Annotated in this window: 17 protein-coding genes; 9 read left to right on the top strand and 8 right to left on the bottom strand. The window is 73.0% G+C overall.

Translation table 11 applies throughout. The features are described from left to right. The first annotated feature begins 26 nt into the window (after positions 1–26). Positions 27–1,415, top strand: a complete 1,389-nt coding sequence (locus CNQ36_RS07270) for an aldehyde dehydrogenase family protein (RefSeq protein WP_121545381.1) — start codon at positions 27–29, stop codon at positions 1,413–1,415. A 16-nt stretch (positions 1,416–1,431) separates the two neighbouring features. Continuing rightward, a complete protein-coding gene (locus tag CNQ36_RS07265; RefSeq protein WP_121545380.1) occupies positions 1,432–2,517 on the top strand; it encodes a Zn-dependent alcohol dehydrogenase in 1,086 nt (361 codons plus the stop codon). A gap of 119 nt (positions 2,518–2,636) precedes the next feature. Here the strand turns inward: CNQ36_RS07265 and CNQ36_RS07260 are convergent, their stop codons facing one another. Both CNQ36_RS07260 and CNQ36_RS07255 read right to left on the bottom strand, forming a co-directional pair. After that, positions 2,637–3,347, bottom strand: a complete 711-nt coding sequence (locus CNQ36_RS07260) for an ArsR/SmtB family transcription factor (RefSeq protein ID WP_040907579.1) — start codon at positions 3,345–3,347, stop codon at positions 2,637–2,639. A gap of 78 nt (positions 3,348–3,425) precedes the next feature. Further along, positions 3,426–4,067: a TetR/AcrR family transcriptional regulator gene (locus CNQ36_RS07255; protein ID WP_004933315.1), complete on the bottom strand. Its 642-nt coding sequence runs from the start codon at positions 4,065–4,067 to the stop codon at positions 3,426–3,428. Positions 4,068–4,170: 103 nt separating this feature from the next. Between CNQ36_RS07255 and CNQ36_RS07250 the strand changes: the two genes are divergently transcribed. From CNQ36_RS07250 to CNQ36_RS07240, 3 genes are all read left to right on the top strand, one after another. Beyond that, on the top strand, positions 4,171–5,325 hold the full coding sequence (locus CNQ36_RS07250; protein WP_121545379.1) for an acyl-CoA dehydrogenase family protein: 1,155 nt from the start codon (positions 4,171–4,173) through the stop codon (positions 5,323–5,325). A 59-nt stretch (positions 5,326–5,384) separates the two neighbouring features. Further along, positions 5,385–5,672 (top strand): YiaA/YiaB family inner membrane protein, encoded by a 288-nt coding sequence (locus CNQ36_RS07245; protein ID WP_004933318.1) that lies wholly within the window; start codon positions 5,385–5,387, stop codon positions 5,670–5,672. Between the two features lie 71 nt (positions 5,673–5,743). Continuing rightward, positions 5,744–6,388 (top strand): TetR/AcrR family transcriptional regulator, encoded by a 645-nt coding sequence (locus tag CNQ36_RS07240; protein WP_121545378.1) that lies wholly within the window; start codon positions 5,744–5,746, stop codon positions 6,386–6,388. On the opposite strand, the gene CNQ36_RS07235 is transcribed toward CNQ36_RS07240, so the two are convergent. Then, positions 6,379–6,840: a MaoC family dehydratase gene (locus CNQ36_RS07235; protein WP_004933322.1), complete on the bottom strand. Its 462-nt coding sequence runs from the start codon at positions 6,838–6,840 to the stop codon at positions 6,379–6,381. The genes CNQ36_RS07240 and CNQ36_RS07235 overlap by 10 nt on opposite strands. 130 nt (positions 6,841–6,970) lie before the next feature. On the opposite strand from CNQ36_RS07235, the gene soxR reads away from it, so the two are divergent. Next, a complete protein-coding gene (soxR, locus tag CNQ36_RS07230) occupies positions 6,971–7,465 on the top strand; it encodes a redox-sensitive transcriptional activator SoxR (protein WP_121545377.1) in 495 nt (164 codons plus the stop codon). Between the two features lie 99 nt (positions 7,466–7,564). On the opposite strand, the gene CNQ36_RS07225 is transcribed toward soxR, so the two are convergent. Further along, positions 7,565–8,167, bottom strand: coding sequence for a hypothetical protein (locus tag CNQ36_RS07225; RefSeq protein ID WP_121545376.1), 603 nt, complete (start codon positions 8,165–8,167; stop codon positions 7,565–7,567). Between the two features lie 441 nt (positions 8,168–8,608). Beyond that, positions 8,609–9,865 carry an exo-beta-N-acetylmuramidase NamZ family protein gene (locus CNQ36_RS07220; RefSeq protein ID WP_206278435.1) on the bottom strand — a complete coding sequence of 419 codons (1,257 nt, stop codon included), beginning with the start codon at positions 9,863–9,865 and terminating at the stop codon, positions 8,609–8,611. A 168-nt stretch (positions 9,866–10,033) separates the two neighbouring features. Between CNQ36_RS07220 and CNQ36_RS07215 the strand changes: the two genes are divergently transcribed. Further along, positions 10,034–10,807, top strand: coding sequence for an SDR family oxidoreductase (locus CNQ36_RS07215; RefSeq protein ID WP_121545374.1), 774 nt, complete (start codon positions 10,034–10,036; stop codon positions 10,805–10,807). A 130-nt stretch (positions 10,808–10,937) separates the two neighbouring features. Next, on the top strand, positions 10,938–11,531 hold the full coding sequence (locus CNQ36_RS07210; RefSeq protein ID WP_040908814.1) for a TetR/AcrR family transcriptional regulator: 594 nt from the start codon (positions 10,938–10,940) through the stop codon (positions 11,529–11,531). Here CNQ36_RS07210 and CNQ36_RS07205 read toward each other — a convergent pair. After that, positions 11,470–12,411 carry a LysR family transcriptional regulator gene (locus CNQ36_RS07205; protein ID WP_121545373.1) on the bottom strand — a complete coding sequence of 314 codons (942 nt, stop codon included), beginning with the start codon at positions 12,409–12,411 and terminating at the stop codon, positions 11,470–11,472. The two genes, CNQ36_RS07210 and CNQ36_RS07205, sit on opposite strands and share 62 nt — an antisense overlap. Positions 12,412–12,486: 75 nt before the next feature. Between CNQ36_RS07205 and CNQ36_RS34615 the strand changes: the two genes are divergently transcribed. Beyond that, on the top strand, positions 12,487–12,633 hold the full coding sequence (locus tag CNQ36_RS34615) for a hypothetical protein (RefSeq protein WP_163013211.1): 147 nt from the start codon (positions 12,487–12,489) through the stop codon (positions 12,631–12,633). 6 nt (positions 12,634–12,639) lie between these two features. On the opposite strand, the gene CNQ36_RS07200 is transcribed toward CNQ36_RS34615, so the two are convergent. Together CNQ36_RS07200 and CNQ36_RS07195 are read right to left on the bottom strand one after the other, a co-directional pair. Continuing rightward, the gene (locus tag CNQ36_RS07200; RefSeq protein ID WP_004933334.1) at positions 12,640–13,854 is read right to left on the bottom strand and encodes an acyl-CoA dehydrogenase family protein; all 1,215 of its coding nucleotides are present in this window, start codon (positions 13,852–13,854) and stop codon (positions 12,640–12,642) included. Between the two features lie 6 nt (positions 13,855–13,860). Continuing rightward, the gene (locus CNQ36_RS07195; RefSeq protein WP_121545372.1) at positions 13,861–14,883 is read right to left on the bottom strand and encodes a phosphotransferase family protein; all 1,023 of its coding nucleotides are present in this window, start codon (positions 14,881–14,883) and stop codon (positions 13,861–13,863) included. Between the last annotated feature and the right edge of the window lie 85 nt (positions 14,884–14,968).

Here is a 14,968-nt window from a genome sequence, read left to right as displayed (position 1 = left end):
CGACGCCCCGCCCCGGAGGAAGCGCGATGAAGGCACACGACGGCATGTACATCGACGGCGCCTGGCGCCCCGCCGCCGGTCCCGGCGTGATCGAGGTGGTGAACCCGGCCGACGAACAGGTGATCGCCACCGTCCCGGCGGGCACCGTGGAGGACGTCGACGCCGCCGTGCGCGCCGCCCGGGCCGCCCTCCCCGGGTGGGCCGCCACCCCGCCCGCCGAGCGCGCCGCCCGGCTGGCCGCGCTCCGTGACGTGCTGGTGGCCCGGCAGGACGAGATCGCCGAAACGGTGACCGCCGAACTCGGCTCACCGCCGAAGCTCTCCCAGACCGTCCACGCGGGCGTCCCGATCGCCGTGACCGGCTCGTACGCGGAGCTGGCGGCGACGTACGCCTTCGAGGAGCGGACCGGCAACTCCACGGTCCTCCACGAGCCCGTCGGCGTGGTCGGCGCGATCACCCCCTGGAACTACCCGCTCCACCAGATCGTCGCCAAGACCGCCCCCGCGCTCGCCGCCGGCTGCACCGTCGTCGTCAAGCCCGCCGAGGACACTCCGCTGGTCGCCCGGCTGTTCGCGGAGGCCGTGCACGAGGCCGGGATCCCGGCGGGCGTGTTCAACCTCGTCACCGGCCTCGGCCCGGTCGCCGGGCGGGCCCTCGCCGAGCACCCGGGCGTCGACCTGGTCTCCTTCACCGGCTCCACCGCCGTCGGCCGCCGGATCGGCGCGATCGCCTCGGGCATGGTGAAGAAGGTCGCCCTGGAACTCGGCGGCAAGTCCGCCAACGTCATCCTTGCCGGCGCCGACCTGGCCCGCGCGGTCAACGTCGGCGTCGCCAACGTCATGTCCAACTCCGGCCAGACCTGCAGCGCCTGGACCCGCATGCTGGTCCACCACGACCAGTACGACGAGGCGGTGGAGCTCGCCGCGGCCGCCGCCGCGAAGTACGGCGACCGCATCGGCCCGCTGGTCAGCGCCACGCAGCGGGACCGCGTACGCGGCTACATCGCCAAGGGCGTCGCCGAGGGCGCCCGGCTGGCCGCGGGCGGCCCCGACTCCCCGCACGAGCGGGGCTACTACGTCAGCCCCACCGTCTTCGCCGACGTCACCCCTGAGATGACCATCGCCCAGGAGGAGATCTTCGGCCCCGTCCTGTCCGTCCTGCGCTACACCGACGAGGAGGACGCCCTGCGCATCGCCAACGGAACCGTCTACGGTCTGGCCGGCGCCGTCTGGGCCGCGGACGAAACGGAGGCGGTGGCATTCGCCCGCCGGATGGAGACCGGACAGGTCGACATCAACGGCGGACGCTTCAACCCCCTCGCGCCGTTCGGCGGTTACAAGCAGTCGGGCGTCGGCCGCGAACTCGGCGCGCACGGCCTCGCCGAGTACCTCCAGACCAAGTCCTTCCAGTTCTAGGGGAGCCGTGTCCGCCATGGCCGTACGTGCCGCCGTCCTGCCCGCCGTCGACGCCCCGCTGGAGATCACCGGGATCGACCTGCCCGAACCCCGCCCCGGACGGGTCCGCGTCCGGCTCGCCGCCGCGGGGGTCTGCCACTCCGACCTGTCCCTCGCCAACGGCACCATGCGCCTGCCGGTCCCGGCCGTCCTCGGCCACGAGGGCGCCGGCACGGTCGTCGCCGTCGGTGAGGGTGTCACCCATGTCGCGCCCGGTGACGGCGTGGTCCTCAACTGGGCCCCGTCGTGCGGCGCCTGCCCCGCCTGCGCGCGCGGCGAGGTCTGGCTGTGCGCCAACGCCCTGGGCGGCGCGGCCGAGGTGCACGCCCGCCGCGCCGACGACGGCACCGACCTGTACCCGGGGCTGAACGTCGCCGCGTTCGCCGAGGAGACCGTGGTGTCCGCGTCCTGTGTGCTGCCCGCCCCGGACGGCGTCCCGCTCGCCGACGCCGCCCTGCTGGGCTGCGCGGTGCTCACCGGCTACGGCGCCGTCCACCACTCCGCTCGGGTGCGCCCGGGTGAGCGGGTCGCCGTGTTCGGCGTCGGGGGAGTGGGCCTCGCCGCCCTCCAGTCGGCGCGTCTGGCGGGCGCGTCCACGATCGTCGCCGTGGACGTCTCCCCGGAGAAGGAGGAACTCGCGCGTTCCGCCGGGGCCACCGACTACCTCGTCGCCTCGGACACCACCGCCCGCGAGATCCGCGCCCTCACCGGCAAGGAGGGCGTGGACGTGGCCGTGGAGTGCGTCGGCCGCGCGGTCACCATCCGCACGGCCTGGGAGTCCACCCGGCGCGGCGGACGCACCACGGTCGTCGGCATCGGCGGCAAGGACCAGCTGGTCACCTTCAACGCGCTGGAGATCTTCCACTGGGGCCGGACCCTCTCCGGCTGCGTCTACGGCGACTCCGACCCCGCCCGCGACCTGCCGGTCCTCGCCGGCCACATCCGGGCCGGCCGCCTCGACCCGGGCGCCCTGGTGACCGAGCGCATCACCCTGGACGGCATCCCGGCGGCCTTCGGCAACATGCTGTCCGGCAAGGGCGGACGGGCACTGGTGGTGTTCTAGGGCCTGCGGGCGGTCTCCTCCCGGGAAACCGGGGCGGCGGCCGCCCGTACGGTCGTCGCCGTTCGGGACCGGGACCAAGGGCCGGGACGCCCGCGGTTCTCGGACGGGCGTCCCGGGGGTCACCGGAGGGTCGCCGCGTCGATCCCGAGCAGTTCGGACAGCGCGCGTTCGCCCGCTCCCGTCACCTTCACCGCCCGCTCGCTGCCGATCCGCACGCACCACTCCGTGTCCAGGGCGTGCCGGCACAGGGCCGCGCCCGCCACCCCGGCGAGATGGGGGCGGCGCTCCGTCCAGTCCAGGCATGCCCGGGCCAGCGGGCGGCGGCCGCGGCGGTCCAGCTCGATGCCGGCCGCCGCGAACCAGCGCAGCCCCGCGTCCGTGAGCGCGAACCCGGTGTCCCGCAGCAGCAGCCCCCGCGCGGCGAAGGCGTCCGTGACGGCGATGCCGAGCCGCCCGGCGAGATGGTCGTAGCAGGTGCGCCCGCGGGCCATGGCCGAGCCGGCGCCCGACTGCCGCAGCGTGCGGGGGCGTGCGGCGGCGTCCGGCGACACCTGCGCCGCCAGTTCCTCCACCAGCTGCGCGACCCGGGTGCCGGCCAGCCGCACGTACCGGTGCCGCCCCTGCCGCTCCTCGGTGAGCAGCCCGCCCGCGACCAGCTTGCCCAGGTGCTCGCTCAGCGTGGACGCGGCGACCCCGGCGTGCCGGGCGAGCTCGCCCTGCGTCCAGGCCCGCCCGTCCAGCAGCGCCAGCAGACACGCGGCCCGGGTCTCGTCGGCGACCAGCGCGGCGTACCGGGCCAGCCCCGCCGCCCGGGGGTCCTTGGTGGTCATGCCCCCAGCATGCGGCACGGACGGTTCGGCGTTCACCGAAGGGTCCGCCGCCCGGCCGGGGCCCGCCGCGAACAGGCCCTATGCCCCGGCCCGTACCTGCTCGTACTGCAGCGCCAGCCCGTCCAGCAGCGCCGCCAGCCCCGCCTCGAAGGCCCGCTCGTCGATCTTCTCCTGCTGCTCGGCGAGCAGATGGGCCTGTCCGAGGTGGGGGTAGTCGGCGGGATCGTAGGCGCTCGCGTCGTCCACGAAGCCGCCCGCGAAGGAACCGAGCGCGGAGCCCATGATGAAGTACCGCATCAGCGCGCCGATGGAGGTGGCCTGTGCGGGGGGCCAGCCGGCCTCGACCATCGCGCCGTAGACCGCGTCGGCGAGCCGCAGCGCCGCCGGGCGGCGGCCCGGACCGCGCGCCAGGACCGGGACGATGTTCGGGTGGTCGCGCAGCGCGGCACGGTAGGAGACCGCCCAGTCGTGCAGCGCGGTCCGCCAGTCCCGGCCGTCCTCGAACATCGACAGGTCGACCAGCGCGCTCACCGAGTCGGCCACCGCCTCCAGGATCTCGTCCTTGGTGCGGAAGTGGTTGTAGAGCGAGGGCCCGCTCACCCCCAGTTCCGCGGCGAGCCGGCGTGTGGAGACGGCGGCGAGGCCCTCCGCGTCCACCAGCGCGCGGGCCGTACCGACGATCCGGTCGGTGCTGAGCAGGGGCTTGCGCGGTCGGGCCATGGCGCACATAGTAGGACCGCGACTGGAAACTAGCAGTGCTAATTTAAAGGCCCACTGCCGTACGGACGTGCCGGCACTTGGATCTCACACGGGGTGACGCGGTATGAACCTGGAGCTGAGCGAGGAGCAGGAAGCCGTCCGCCGGCTCGCCCGGGACTTCGTGGAGCGCGAGGTCGTGCCGCACGCCGCCGCCTGGGACCGCGCCGAGGAGGTCGACCGCGGCATCGTGAGGAAGCTCGGCGAGGTCGGCTTCCTCGGGCTGACGGTCGACGAGGAGTACGGCGGCAGCGGAGGCGACCACCTGGCGTACTGCCTGGTCACCGAGGAGCTGGGCCGCGCCGACTCCTCCGTGCGGGGCATCGTCTCCGTCTCCCTCGGCCTGGTCGCCAAGACGGTCGCCGCCTGGGGGAGCGAGGAGCAGAAGCGCGCCTGGCTGCCGGGCCTCACCTCCGGCGGGTACGTCGGCTGCTTCGGTCTCACCGAACCGGGCACCGGCTCGGACGCCGGCAACCTCACCACCCGCGCGGTGCGCGACGGCGGGGGAGGCTACGTCGTCAACGGCACCAAGACGTTCATCACCAACGGCACCTGGGCCGACGTCGTCCTGCTCTTCGCCCGCTCCACCGACGCCCCCGGGCACAAGGGCGTCTCCGCCTTCCTCGTCCCCGCCGACACCCCGGGGCTGACCCGGCGCGCACTGCACGGCAAGCTCGGCCTGCGCGGCCAGGCCACCGCGGAACTGGTGCTGGAGGACGTGCGGGTGCCCGCCTCCGCGATGCTGGGCCCCGAGGGCAAGGGCTTCTCGGTCGCCATGTCCGCCCTGGCCAAGGGCCGGATGTCGGTCGCGGCCGGCTGCGTCGGCATAGCCCAGGCCGCCCTGGACGCGGCGGTGCGCTACGCGGGGGAGCGCGAGCAGTTCGGGAAGACCATCGCCCGTCACCAGCTCGTCCAGGAGCTGATCAGCGACATCGCCGTGGACGTCGACGCGGCCCGGCTGCTCACCTGGCGGGTCGCCGATCTCGTCGACCGGGGGCGGCCCTTCGCCGTCGAGTCCTCCAAGGCCAAGCTCTTCGCCTCGGAGGCGGCCGTCCGCGCCGCCAACAACGCGCTCCAGGTCTTCGGCGGCTACGGGTACATCGACGAGTACCCGGTCGGCAAACTCCTGCGGGACGCACGGGTGATGACCCTCTACGAGGGCACCAGCCAGATCCAGAAACTGGTCATCGGCCGTGCCCTGACCGGGGTTTCGGCGTTCTGAGTACGGCCTGAGTAGCCGAACGGATGTGGCCGCGGACGCCTCCGCCGATCCTTGTCCCCATGAGTGACACACCCGTCAAGCAGCAGAGTACGGCCGCCTTCTACGGCCAGGCCGTCGCGTCCTTCGGAGTGGCCATGGGCGCCACCGCGGTCGGCATCTTCAACCTCGACACCGACGCCTGGGTCCGTGCCTTCCTGGGCATCGCGGTCCTGTACCTCGTCACCTCCGCCTTCACCCTGGCCAAGGTCGTCCGCGACCGGCAGGAGGCCGGGCAGATCGTCAACCGCGTCGACCAGGCCCGCCTGGAGAAGCTCCTCTCCGAGCACGACCCGCTGCAGAAGCTGTGACGGCGGGCGCACTAAGCGCCCGCTCACCCTTGCCGGTATGGTGTTACCCCTGCCAGCGAATGAGGTGAGCGATGAGTACGGCGGAGGAGACGGCCGGCGGTGAGGCGCAGCCGTGGGGTGAGGTCACGCCCGACGCGGCCCGACGGCTGCTGCTCGCCGCCGTGGAGGCGTTCGCGGAGCGCGGCTACCACGCCACGACCACCCGCGACATCGCCGGCCGTGCGGGAATGAGCCCGGCCGCGCTCTACATCCACTACAAGACCAAGGAAGAGCTGCTCCACCGCATCAGCAGGATCGGCCACGAGAAGGCCGTGGAGATCCTGCGCACGGCGGCCCGCGCCGAGGGCGGCCCGACCGAGCGGCTCGCCGACGCCGTCAGCTCCTTCGTCCGCTGGCACGCGGGCGGCCGCACCACCGCCCGGGTCGTGCAGTACGAACTCGACTCGCTGGGCCCCGAGGCCCGCGCGGAGATCGTCGGACTGCGCCGGCAGGTCGACGCCGAGGTGCGCGGGATCATCGAGGAGGGCGTGCGCTCCGGCGAGTTCGACGTCGACGACGTGCCGGGCACCACCCTCGCCGTGCTCTCCCTCTGCATCGACGTGGCCCGCTGGTTCAACGTCCACGGGCCCCGCACCCCCGAGCAGGTCGGCGCGCTCTACGCCGACCTCGTGCTCAGGATGGTCGGGGCGCGGGAAGCCGCCCCCGCTCAGAGGTAGTACCGGGCCACCGACTCCGCCACGCACACCGGCTTGTCCCCGCCCTCGCGCTCCACGGTGAAGGCGGTGGCCACCTGCACGCCGCCCTGCACCTCGTCGACCGCGGTGACCGTCGCGGTCGCCCGCACCCGCGAGCCGACCGGGACCGGGGCGGGGAAGCGCACCTTGTTGGTGCCGTAGTTGACGCCCATCCTCACGCCCTCGACGGAGAGCAGCTGGGGGCCGAACAGCGGCAGCAGCGACAGCGTCAGATAGCCGTGCGCGATGGTGGTCCCGAACGGCCCCGCCGCGGCCTTCTCCGGGTCCACGTGGATCCACTGGTGGTCCCCGGTGGCCTCGGCGAACAGGTCGATCCGCTTCTGGTCGACCTCCAGCCAGTCGGTGTACCCCAGCTGCTCGCCCACCGCCGCCTTCAGGTCGTCGACGGACGTGAAGATCCTCGGCTCTGCCATGTCCCGGCCTCTCGCGTCACGTAGTCGCAGCGCATCCCGCTGCGCATGCCTAAGCAACTGCTTAGCATGGTGTGCCGTGCGGTCCCTGTCAACGGAACCGGCCGCCGGACGGGTGGGTAGGGTTCGGGGAGTGCCTCAGATTCCCGAGAAGATCCACGAGCTCACGGTGGGCCAGCTCGCCGCCCGCAGCGGCGCCGCGGTCTCAGCCCTGCACTTCTACGAGTCCAAGGGCCTGATCAGCAGCCGCCGCACACCGGGGAACCAGCGCCGCTACACCCGCGACACCCTGCGCCGGGTCGCCTTCATCCGCGCCGCCCAGCGCGTCGGCATCCCGCTCGCCACGATCCGCGGGGCGCTCGCCGAGCTGCCCGAGGAGCGCACCCCGACCCGGGACGACTGGGCGCGCCTCTCCGAGGCGTGGCGCTCCGAGCTGGACGAACGCATCCAGCAGCTCAACCGCCTGCGGGACCATCTGACGGACTGCATCGGCTGCGGCTGTCTCTCCCTGGACACCTGCGTCCTGTCCAACCCCGACGACGTCTCCGGCGACCGCCTGACCGGCTCCCGCCTGATGACGGAACCCGGCGGCACGCGCCGCGGCGGCCGTCCGGGGTGCGAGGGCTGAACCCGCGGGCGCGCACCCGGCCGGGCCTTTCGGGCGCCGACGGGGGTGCTGCATCCCCTGCGCACCCCGTCGCCCCGTTGCTCCCTGCCGCTCAGGCCCTCAAGCCGACACCAGCAGCCTCACCCGGCGGGCGTCCGCCAGGGCCCCGGGGGTGAGCACGGGGCGCGGCACCAGGATCCCGCAGTCCGTGCAGACCGGGCCGGCCGACGGCTCGTGGTCCAGGTCGTGGCGCCACACGAGCCGTTCCCCTTGGCACACGGGACACGCCGTGCCCGGCTCGCGCTCCAGCGCGGCTATCAGCCGCCGCAGCACCTCGGCGAGCGGCTCGCGCGGATGCACCCGCGGATCGTCGCACCAGGCCACCCCGAAACCGCCCCAGGTCAGCCGGTGCCAGTCGTCCACACTGCCCGGCCTGCGCAGACCGTCGTGCTTCTCCTTCCTGCGGCGCTCGGCGAACTCCACCTCGTAGGCCAGCCAGACCGCCCGGGCCTCCTCCAGTTCGTCCAGTGCGGCCACGAGCCGCGCCGGGTCGACGGAGCGGTCCTCGGGATCGAACCCGGCCCGCGAGCACAGATGGTCCCAGGTCGCCCTGTGCCCGTAAGGAGCGAACCGCTCAAGGCACTTGCGCAGCGAGTAGCGCCGCAGCGCCAGATCGCACCGGGGATCTCGGACCTGTCTCGCCAGACTCCGGAAACCGGCCATCGTCCTGCACCTCCGTCACACCTGCACCTGTAATCCGGTCACTTCGGCGTCGTCGAACGGACGTCGCCGAATAGACGTATCGACACGCGAATCGGCTCCATCCTTTTTTGTGATGGCCCCCCAGCCGGCCGCGGGGACGTCGGGGCCAACTCCCTTGGCCCATACTTCAGTTGTGGTCGTTCACGGGGGTACCGGGCGGTAGCCCGCCGCGTACCCTCACCGCGGGGAGGCGCCCCTCCTCGACAGTCTGAGAACTCCCCGCGGGCTCCACGGGTTCCTTGGAGACGCCTCGGATATGCACACCGGCCGTCCCTCCCTGGTTGCCGCCGACCGCGCGGCTACACCCCCGGTCACGTCATCGCAGGTCACGGAGGTGCGACGGCCCGGCACAGCACGGCGGCGGGCCGCTGTCCGCGACCCGCCGCCGTCCGTGCCTTCCGCTCAGCGGTAGAGCAGGTACTCCCGCCGCATCCTCCGGAACCCCGCCAGCTCGTCCCGCCAGCCGGCGACCACCTCGTCCGTGTCCGCGCCCGCGTCGATCATCGTGCGCACCCGGGTGGATCCGGTGAGCTTGTCGATCCAGTTGTCCGGACGCCACGCGAACCCGCTCCACGACCGCCGGGCCGTGATCAGCAGTCCGATGCCGGTCCGCACCGGATCGAAGGCCTCCCGGTCGTGCACGTGCAGCTGCACCCCTCCGATGGTCCTGCCCTGGAACTTGGAGAACGTCGGCGCGAAGTACGCCTCCCGGAAGCGGACGCCCGCCAGGCCCAGCCCGTTCGCCTCGGCCGCCCAGCGCCCGTCGATCCCCTCGGCGCCCAGCAGCTCGAAGGGCCGGGTGGTCCCGCGCCCCTCCGACAGATTGGTGCCCTCGAACAGACAGGTGCCCGGGTACACCAGCGCCGTCTCCGGCGTCGGCATGTTCGGGCTCGGCGGCACCCAGGGCAGCCCGGACGCGTCGTAGAAGTCCGACCGCTTCCAGCCCGACATCCGTACGGTCTCCAGCGGCACCGGCTCGGTCAGGAACTCCGCGTTGAACAGCAGGGCCAGCTCGGCCACCGTCATCCCGTGCGCCTGCGAGATCGGCTGCCGCCCGACGAAGGTCGCGAACTCCTTGTGCAGCACCGGGCCCAGCGCCGCCCGCCCGGTCACCGGGTTCGGCCGGTCCAGGACCACGAACCGCTTGCCCGCGAGCGCGGCCGCCTCCATGCAGTCGAACAGCGTCCAGATGTACGTGTAGAACCGCGCGCCGACGTCCTGGATGTCGAAGACGACCGTGTCCACGCCGGACGCCGTGAAGACGTCGGCGAGTGCCTGACCGCTCTTCAGATAGGTGTCGTAGACGGGCAGCCCGGTCGCGGGGTCGTCGTAGCGGCCCTCCGAGCCGCCCGCCTGCGCGGTGCCCCGGAAGCCGTGCTCGGGGCCGAAGACCGCGCTCAGGTCCACCCGCCCGTCGGCGTGCATCACGTCGACGATGTGCCGTACGTCCCGGGTGATGCCCGTCGGGTTGGTGACCACGCCCACGCGCCGCCCGTCGAGCAGCGCGTAGCCGTCCGCGGCGAGCCGTTCGAACCCGGTGCGCAGCCCCCGGCCACCTCCCTGCGCCGCCCCCGGCCCGGATGCGGCGGCGGCCGGTGCGGCGGAGGCCGCGACCGCGGCCGTGGTGGTGGCGAGCAGGCTCCGTCTGGACAGCTTCATGCAGTGACCTCCGTGATCGTTGCGGGTGTCATGAGCACGCACGCTAGCGCGCATGACCGCCCCGGGGAACGAACCGGACCGACCCCGCGCCGAACAGCTCTTCCACCGGGCATACCGACCGGTTAGTCTGACGCCCGGAACCGCTGGGAGCCGCGTCGAAGGAGACCGATGGTGCAAGCCCTGCAGAACGCGAAGGTGGTCGTCACGGGAGCCGGCGGCGGCATCGGCGCGTCGCTCGCCCGCCGCTTCGCCGCCCACGGGTCCAAGGTCGTCGTCAACGACCTGGACGCCGACCGGGCGAAGGCCGTCGCCGAGGAGATCGGCGGCATCGCGGTCCCCGGCGACGCCTGCGCGGTCGTCGCCGAGGCCCGGGACGCGCTCGGCGGCACGGTCGACGTCTACTGCGCCAACGCCGGCGTCGGCCGCGACGGCGGGGAGCCCGGCGGCGAGCTCGACGAGCAGGGCTGGGCGCTCTCCTGGGACGTCAACGTGATGGCGCACGTCCGCGCGGCGCACGCCCTGCTCCCGGACTGGCTGGAGCGCGGCAGCGGACGCTTCGTCTCCACGGTCTCCGCCGCCGGACTGCTCACCATGATCGGCACCGCTCCGTACAGCGTCACCAAGCACGGCGCGTACGCCTTCGCCGAGTGGCTCTCGCTGACCTACCGCCACCGCGGGGTCAAGGTCCACGCGATCTGCCCGCAGGGGGTGCGCACCGACATGCTCGACGCCAGCGGCAGCGCGGGCGACCTCGTCCTCAAGCCGACCGCGATCGAACCGGACGAGGTGGCCGACGCCCTCTTCCGCGGCATCGAGGAGGACCGCTTCCTGATCCTCCCGCACCCGGAGGTCGCCGAGTACTACCAGGCCCGCGCCGCCGACCCCGACCGCTGGCTGAACGGCATGAACCGCCTCCAGCAGCACTGGGAGACCTCCCGCTGACCGGCCCCCGGGCGCCGGTCGGAGGTCCTGCCGCGCACGCCGGGCGCGGGGAGTGGGAAGATCCTCCGTCGGGAACCGCGTTCCCCGACCGACGAGAACCGAAAGCGACACGGAAAGGCGGGTGGCCGCAGTGCCCAGGACGACGGACGGTGACGGGACTCCTGTGCCGCAGCGGCTGCTGGCCGCCGCCACCCGGCTCTTCGCCGAGCAGGGCTACGACCGCACCTCGGTGCAGGAGATCGTCGAGGCGGCCGGCGTCACCAAGGGGGCGCTCTACCACTACTTCGGCTCCAAGGACGATCTGCTGCACGAGGTGTACGCCCGTGTGCTGCGCCTCCAGCAGGAACGCCTCGACCACTTCGCGGGGGCCGACGAGCCGATCGAGAAGCGGCTGCGCGGCGCGGCGGCCGACGTCGTCGTCACCACGATCGAGAACCTCGACGACGCGTCGATCTTCTTCCGGTCCATGCACCACCTCGGCCCGGAGAAGAACAAGCAGGTGCGCGCCGAGCGCCGCCGCTACCACGAACGCTTCCGCGCGCTGATCGAGGAGGGCCAGCGGGAGGGCGTGTTCTCCACGGCGACCCCGGCCGACCTGGTGGTCGACTACCACTTCGGCTCGGTGCACCACCTGTCGACCTGGTACCGCCCCGACGGTCCGCTCAGCCCTCAGGAGGTCGCCGATCACCTGGCCGACCTGCTGCTGCGGGCGCTGCGTCCCTGACGGTCTCCCCGCGGCCCGTCAGACGGTCGAGGAGGGCCGCCGCCGCAGGGTTGCGCGGCCGGGGCCCGCGCCCGGCCAGCACCACCGTGCGCCCCGGGTCCGGCTGCCGCACCGTGACGCACGGCAGTCCCGCCCGCTCACCGATCGGCCGGGGCACGAACGCCACCCCGATACCGGCCCGCACCAGCTCCACCAGCAGCCCGGCCTGGGTGACGTCACAGGTGATGCGGCGACGCAGCCCGCAGTGGGCGGCCAGCCGCCGCACGGCCGTCTCCAGGCCGGTCCCCGCGCGGAAGTCCACGAACGGCTCCTCGGCCAGGTCGCTGATCAGCGTCCGCCCGGCCGCGGCCAGCGGATGCCCCGGCGCGGTGATCAGCACCAGCTCCTCGTGCCAGGTCGCGTGCACGGTCAGCCCCTCCGGCAGTTCCCGCGCGTCCGGCGCGAGATACGCCAGGTCCAGCTCGCCCGCCCGCAGCGCCGCGGTCAGCTCGTCCACCGTCGCGTCCCGCACGGAGACCTGCACGCCGGGGAACTCCCGGTGGAAGACGGCCAGTTCGCCGGGCAGATCGACGCAGGTCAGCGTCTGGATGGTGCCGATCGCCACCCGGCCGGTGTGCAGCCCGGCCACGGCGGCCACCGCCTCCCGCGCGGACCGCGCCCCGGCCAGCAGCGCCCGCGCCTGCGGCAGCAGCGCGCGCCCCGCCTCGGTGAGGACGACCCGGCGGCCGGTGCGGTCGAACAGATCGGCGCCCAGCTCCCGTTCCAGGTTGCGGATCGAGGTGCTGAGCGCGGACTGCACGATCAGTTCGGAGCGGGCGGCGGCGGTGAAGCCGCCCTCGGTGACGACCGCCATGAAGTGACGGAGCTGACGGATCTCCATCCATCCATTCTAGAGATCGGTGCCAGCGAAACCATCTGTTGGACCGCTGGTCGGGGCCGTCCCCATGCTGAGGGCATGGATCTCCTGCCGGCCCTGTGGACCACCGCCTACGCCCCCGACGCCCCCGCCGTTCCCCGGCTGCTGGCCCGCCGGCTCCTGCGCCTGTGCGACTTCCTCCGGGCGCTGGCGCTGGCGGACCACACACCGTCCGGCGGCTATTAGCGGGTTCTACAGGTACTTCTTCAGCTCCCGCCGGGCCAGCGACCGCTGGTGCACCTCGTCGGGACCGTCGGCGAGCATCAGCGTGCGGGCGCCGGCGTACAGCTCCGCCAGCGGGAAGTCCTGGCTGACCCCGCCGGCGCCGTGGAGCTGGATCGCCCGGTCGAGGATGCCGACGACCGTGCGCGGGGTGGCGATCTTGATGGCCTGGATCTCCGTGTGGGCGCCCCTGTTGCCGACGGTGTCCATCATCCAGGCCGTCTTCAGCACCAGCAGCCGCAGCTGCTCGACCGCCACGCGGGCGTCGGCGATCCAGTTCTGCACCACGCCCTGCCGCGCCAGCGCCTTGCCGAAGGCGTCCCGCGACACCGCACGGCGGCACATCAGCTCGATGGCCCGCTCGGCCATGCCGATCAGCCGCATGCAGTGGTGGATCCGGCCGGGACCGAGCCGGGCCTGCGCGATGGCGAAGCCGCCGCCCTCCTCGCCGATCAGATGCGACACCGGCACGCGCGCGCGGTCGAAGACCACCTCGGCGTGCCCGCCGTGGTAGTGGTCCTCGTAGCCGAACACCTGCATCGCGCGGGTGATCGTGACGCCCGGGGTGTCGCGCGGGACGAGCACCATGGACTGCTGGCGGCGGATGTCCGCCCCGTCCGGGTCGGTCTTGCCCATCACGATGAAGACGGCGCAGTCCGGGTGCATGGCCCCGGAGATGTACCACTTGCGGCCCGTGACGACGTACTCGTCGCCGTCCCGCTCGATGTGCGTGGTGATGTTGGTGGCGTCCGAGGAGGCCACCTCCGGCTCGGTCATCGCGAACGCCGAGCGGATCTCACCGGCCAGCAGCGGCCGGAGCCACTGCTTCTTCTGCGCCTCGTCGCCGAACTGCGCCAGCACCTCCATGTTCCCGGTGTCGGGCGCCGCGCAGTTGGTGACGGTCGGCGCGATCTGCGGGGAGCGGCCCATGATCTCGGCGAGCGGGGCGTACTGGAGGTTGGTGAGGCCGGCGCCGTACTCGGAGTCGGGCAGGAACAGGTTCCACAGCCCCTGCCGGCGGGCCTCCGCCTTCAGCTCCTCCACCACGGGCACGTTGCGCCAGGGCGAGTCCAGGCCGGCACGCTGCTCGTGGACGACCGCCTCGGCCGGGTACACGTACTCGTCCATGAAGGCGAGCAGCCTGCCGCGCAGCTCCTCGGTGCGCGCGTCGAACGCGAAGTCCATGTCGGGTCAGCCTTCCTGGAGAGTGGTCAGACCGTGCTCGATGAAGACCGGGACCAGGTCGCCGATGCGGTCGAAGCCGCGTCCGACCGTCTGGCCCAGGGTGTAGCGGTAGTGGATGCCCTCCAGGATCACGGCGAGCTTGAACCAGGCGAACGCGGTGTACCAGGACACCGCGGAGACATCGCGCCCCGACCGCGCGGCGTACCGCTCGATCAGCTCGCCCGGCGTCGGGTGCCCGGGGGCCTCGGCGGTCGTGGAGACGGGGGAGTCCGGCGTGCCCAGCGGCATGCTGTACATCACCAGCAGCCCGAGGTCGGTCAGCGGATCGCCGAGCGTGGACATCTCCCAGTCGAGGACGGCCGTGATCTCGTCGTTCTCCCCGATCAGCACGTTGTCGAGGCGGTAGTCGCCGTGCACGACGGAGGGCGCGGGGGAGACGGGCAGTTCGCGTCCGAGCGCGGCGTGCAGCTCGTCGATGCCGGCCAGCTCCCGGTTGCGGGAGGCGTCCAGCTGCTTGCCCCAGCGCCGCAGCTGCCGGTCCAGGAAGCCCTCGGGGCGGCCGAAGTCGGCGAGACCGACCTCGGCGGCGTCCACCGCGTGCAGCTCGACCAGCGTGTCCACCAGATTCAGCACGGCGTCCCGGGTGCGCCCGGGACCGAGCGGGGCCAGCTGGCCGGCCGTCCGGTACGGGGTGCCCTCGACGAACTCCATCACGTAGAAGGGCGCCCCGAGCACGTCCTCGTCCTCGCACAGCAGCACGGTGGGCGGCACCGGGACGGCGGTCGGGTGCAGCGCGCTGATCACCCGGTGCTCGCGCCTCATGTCGTGCGCGGTGGCCAGCACATGGCCGAGCGGAGGCCTGCGTACCACCCACTTCGCGTCACCGTCGGAGACCGCGTAGGTGAGGTTCGACCTGCCGCCCTCGATCAGCCGGCCGGACAGCGGGCCGTTCACCAGGCCGGGCCGCTCCCGTTCGAGCAGGCCGCGCAGCCGGTCGAGGTCGAGTCCGGGCGGGTGATCGGGGCTCATCGTCGCTCCTACGGGCAGGTGAAGGGTACCCGCACATGATGCCGACCGGTCGGTATGCCGTCCAGAGCGGCGGCCGAACGTGATC

It is taken from the genome of Streptomyces fungicidicus, assembly GCF_003665435.1.
In the GTDB taxonomy this organism is placed as follows: domain Bacteria; phylum Actinomycetota; class Actinomycetes; order Streptomycetales; family Streptomycetaceae; genus Streptomyces; species Streptomyces fungicidicus.
The sequence above is the reverse complement of the archived record's forward strand: the minus strand, read 5'-3'. Positions and strand labels throughout refer to the sequence as shown.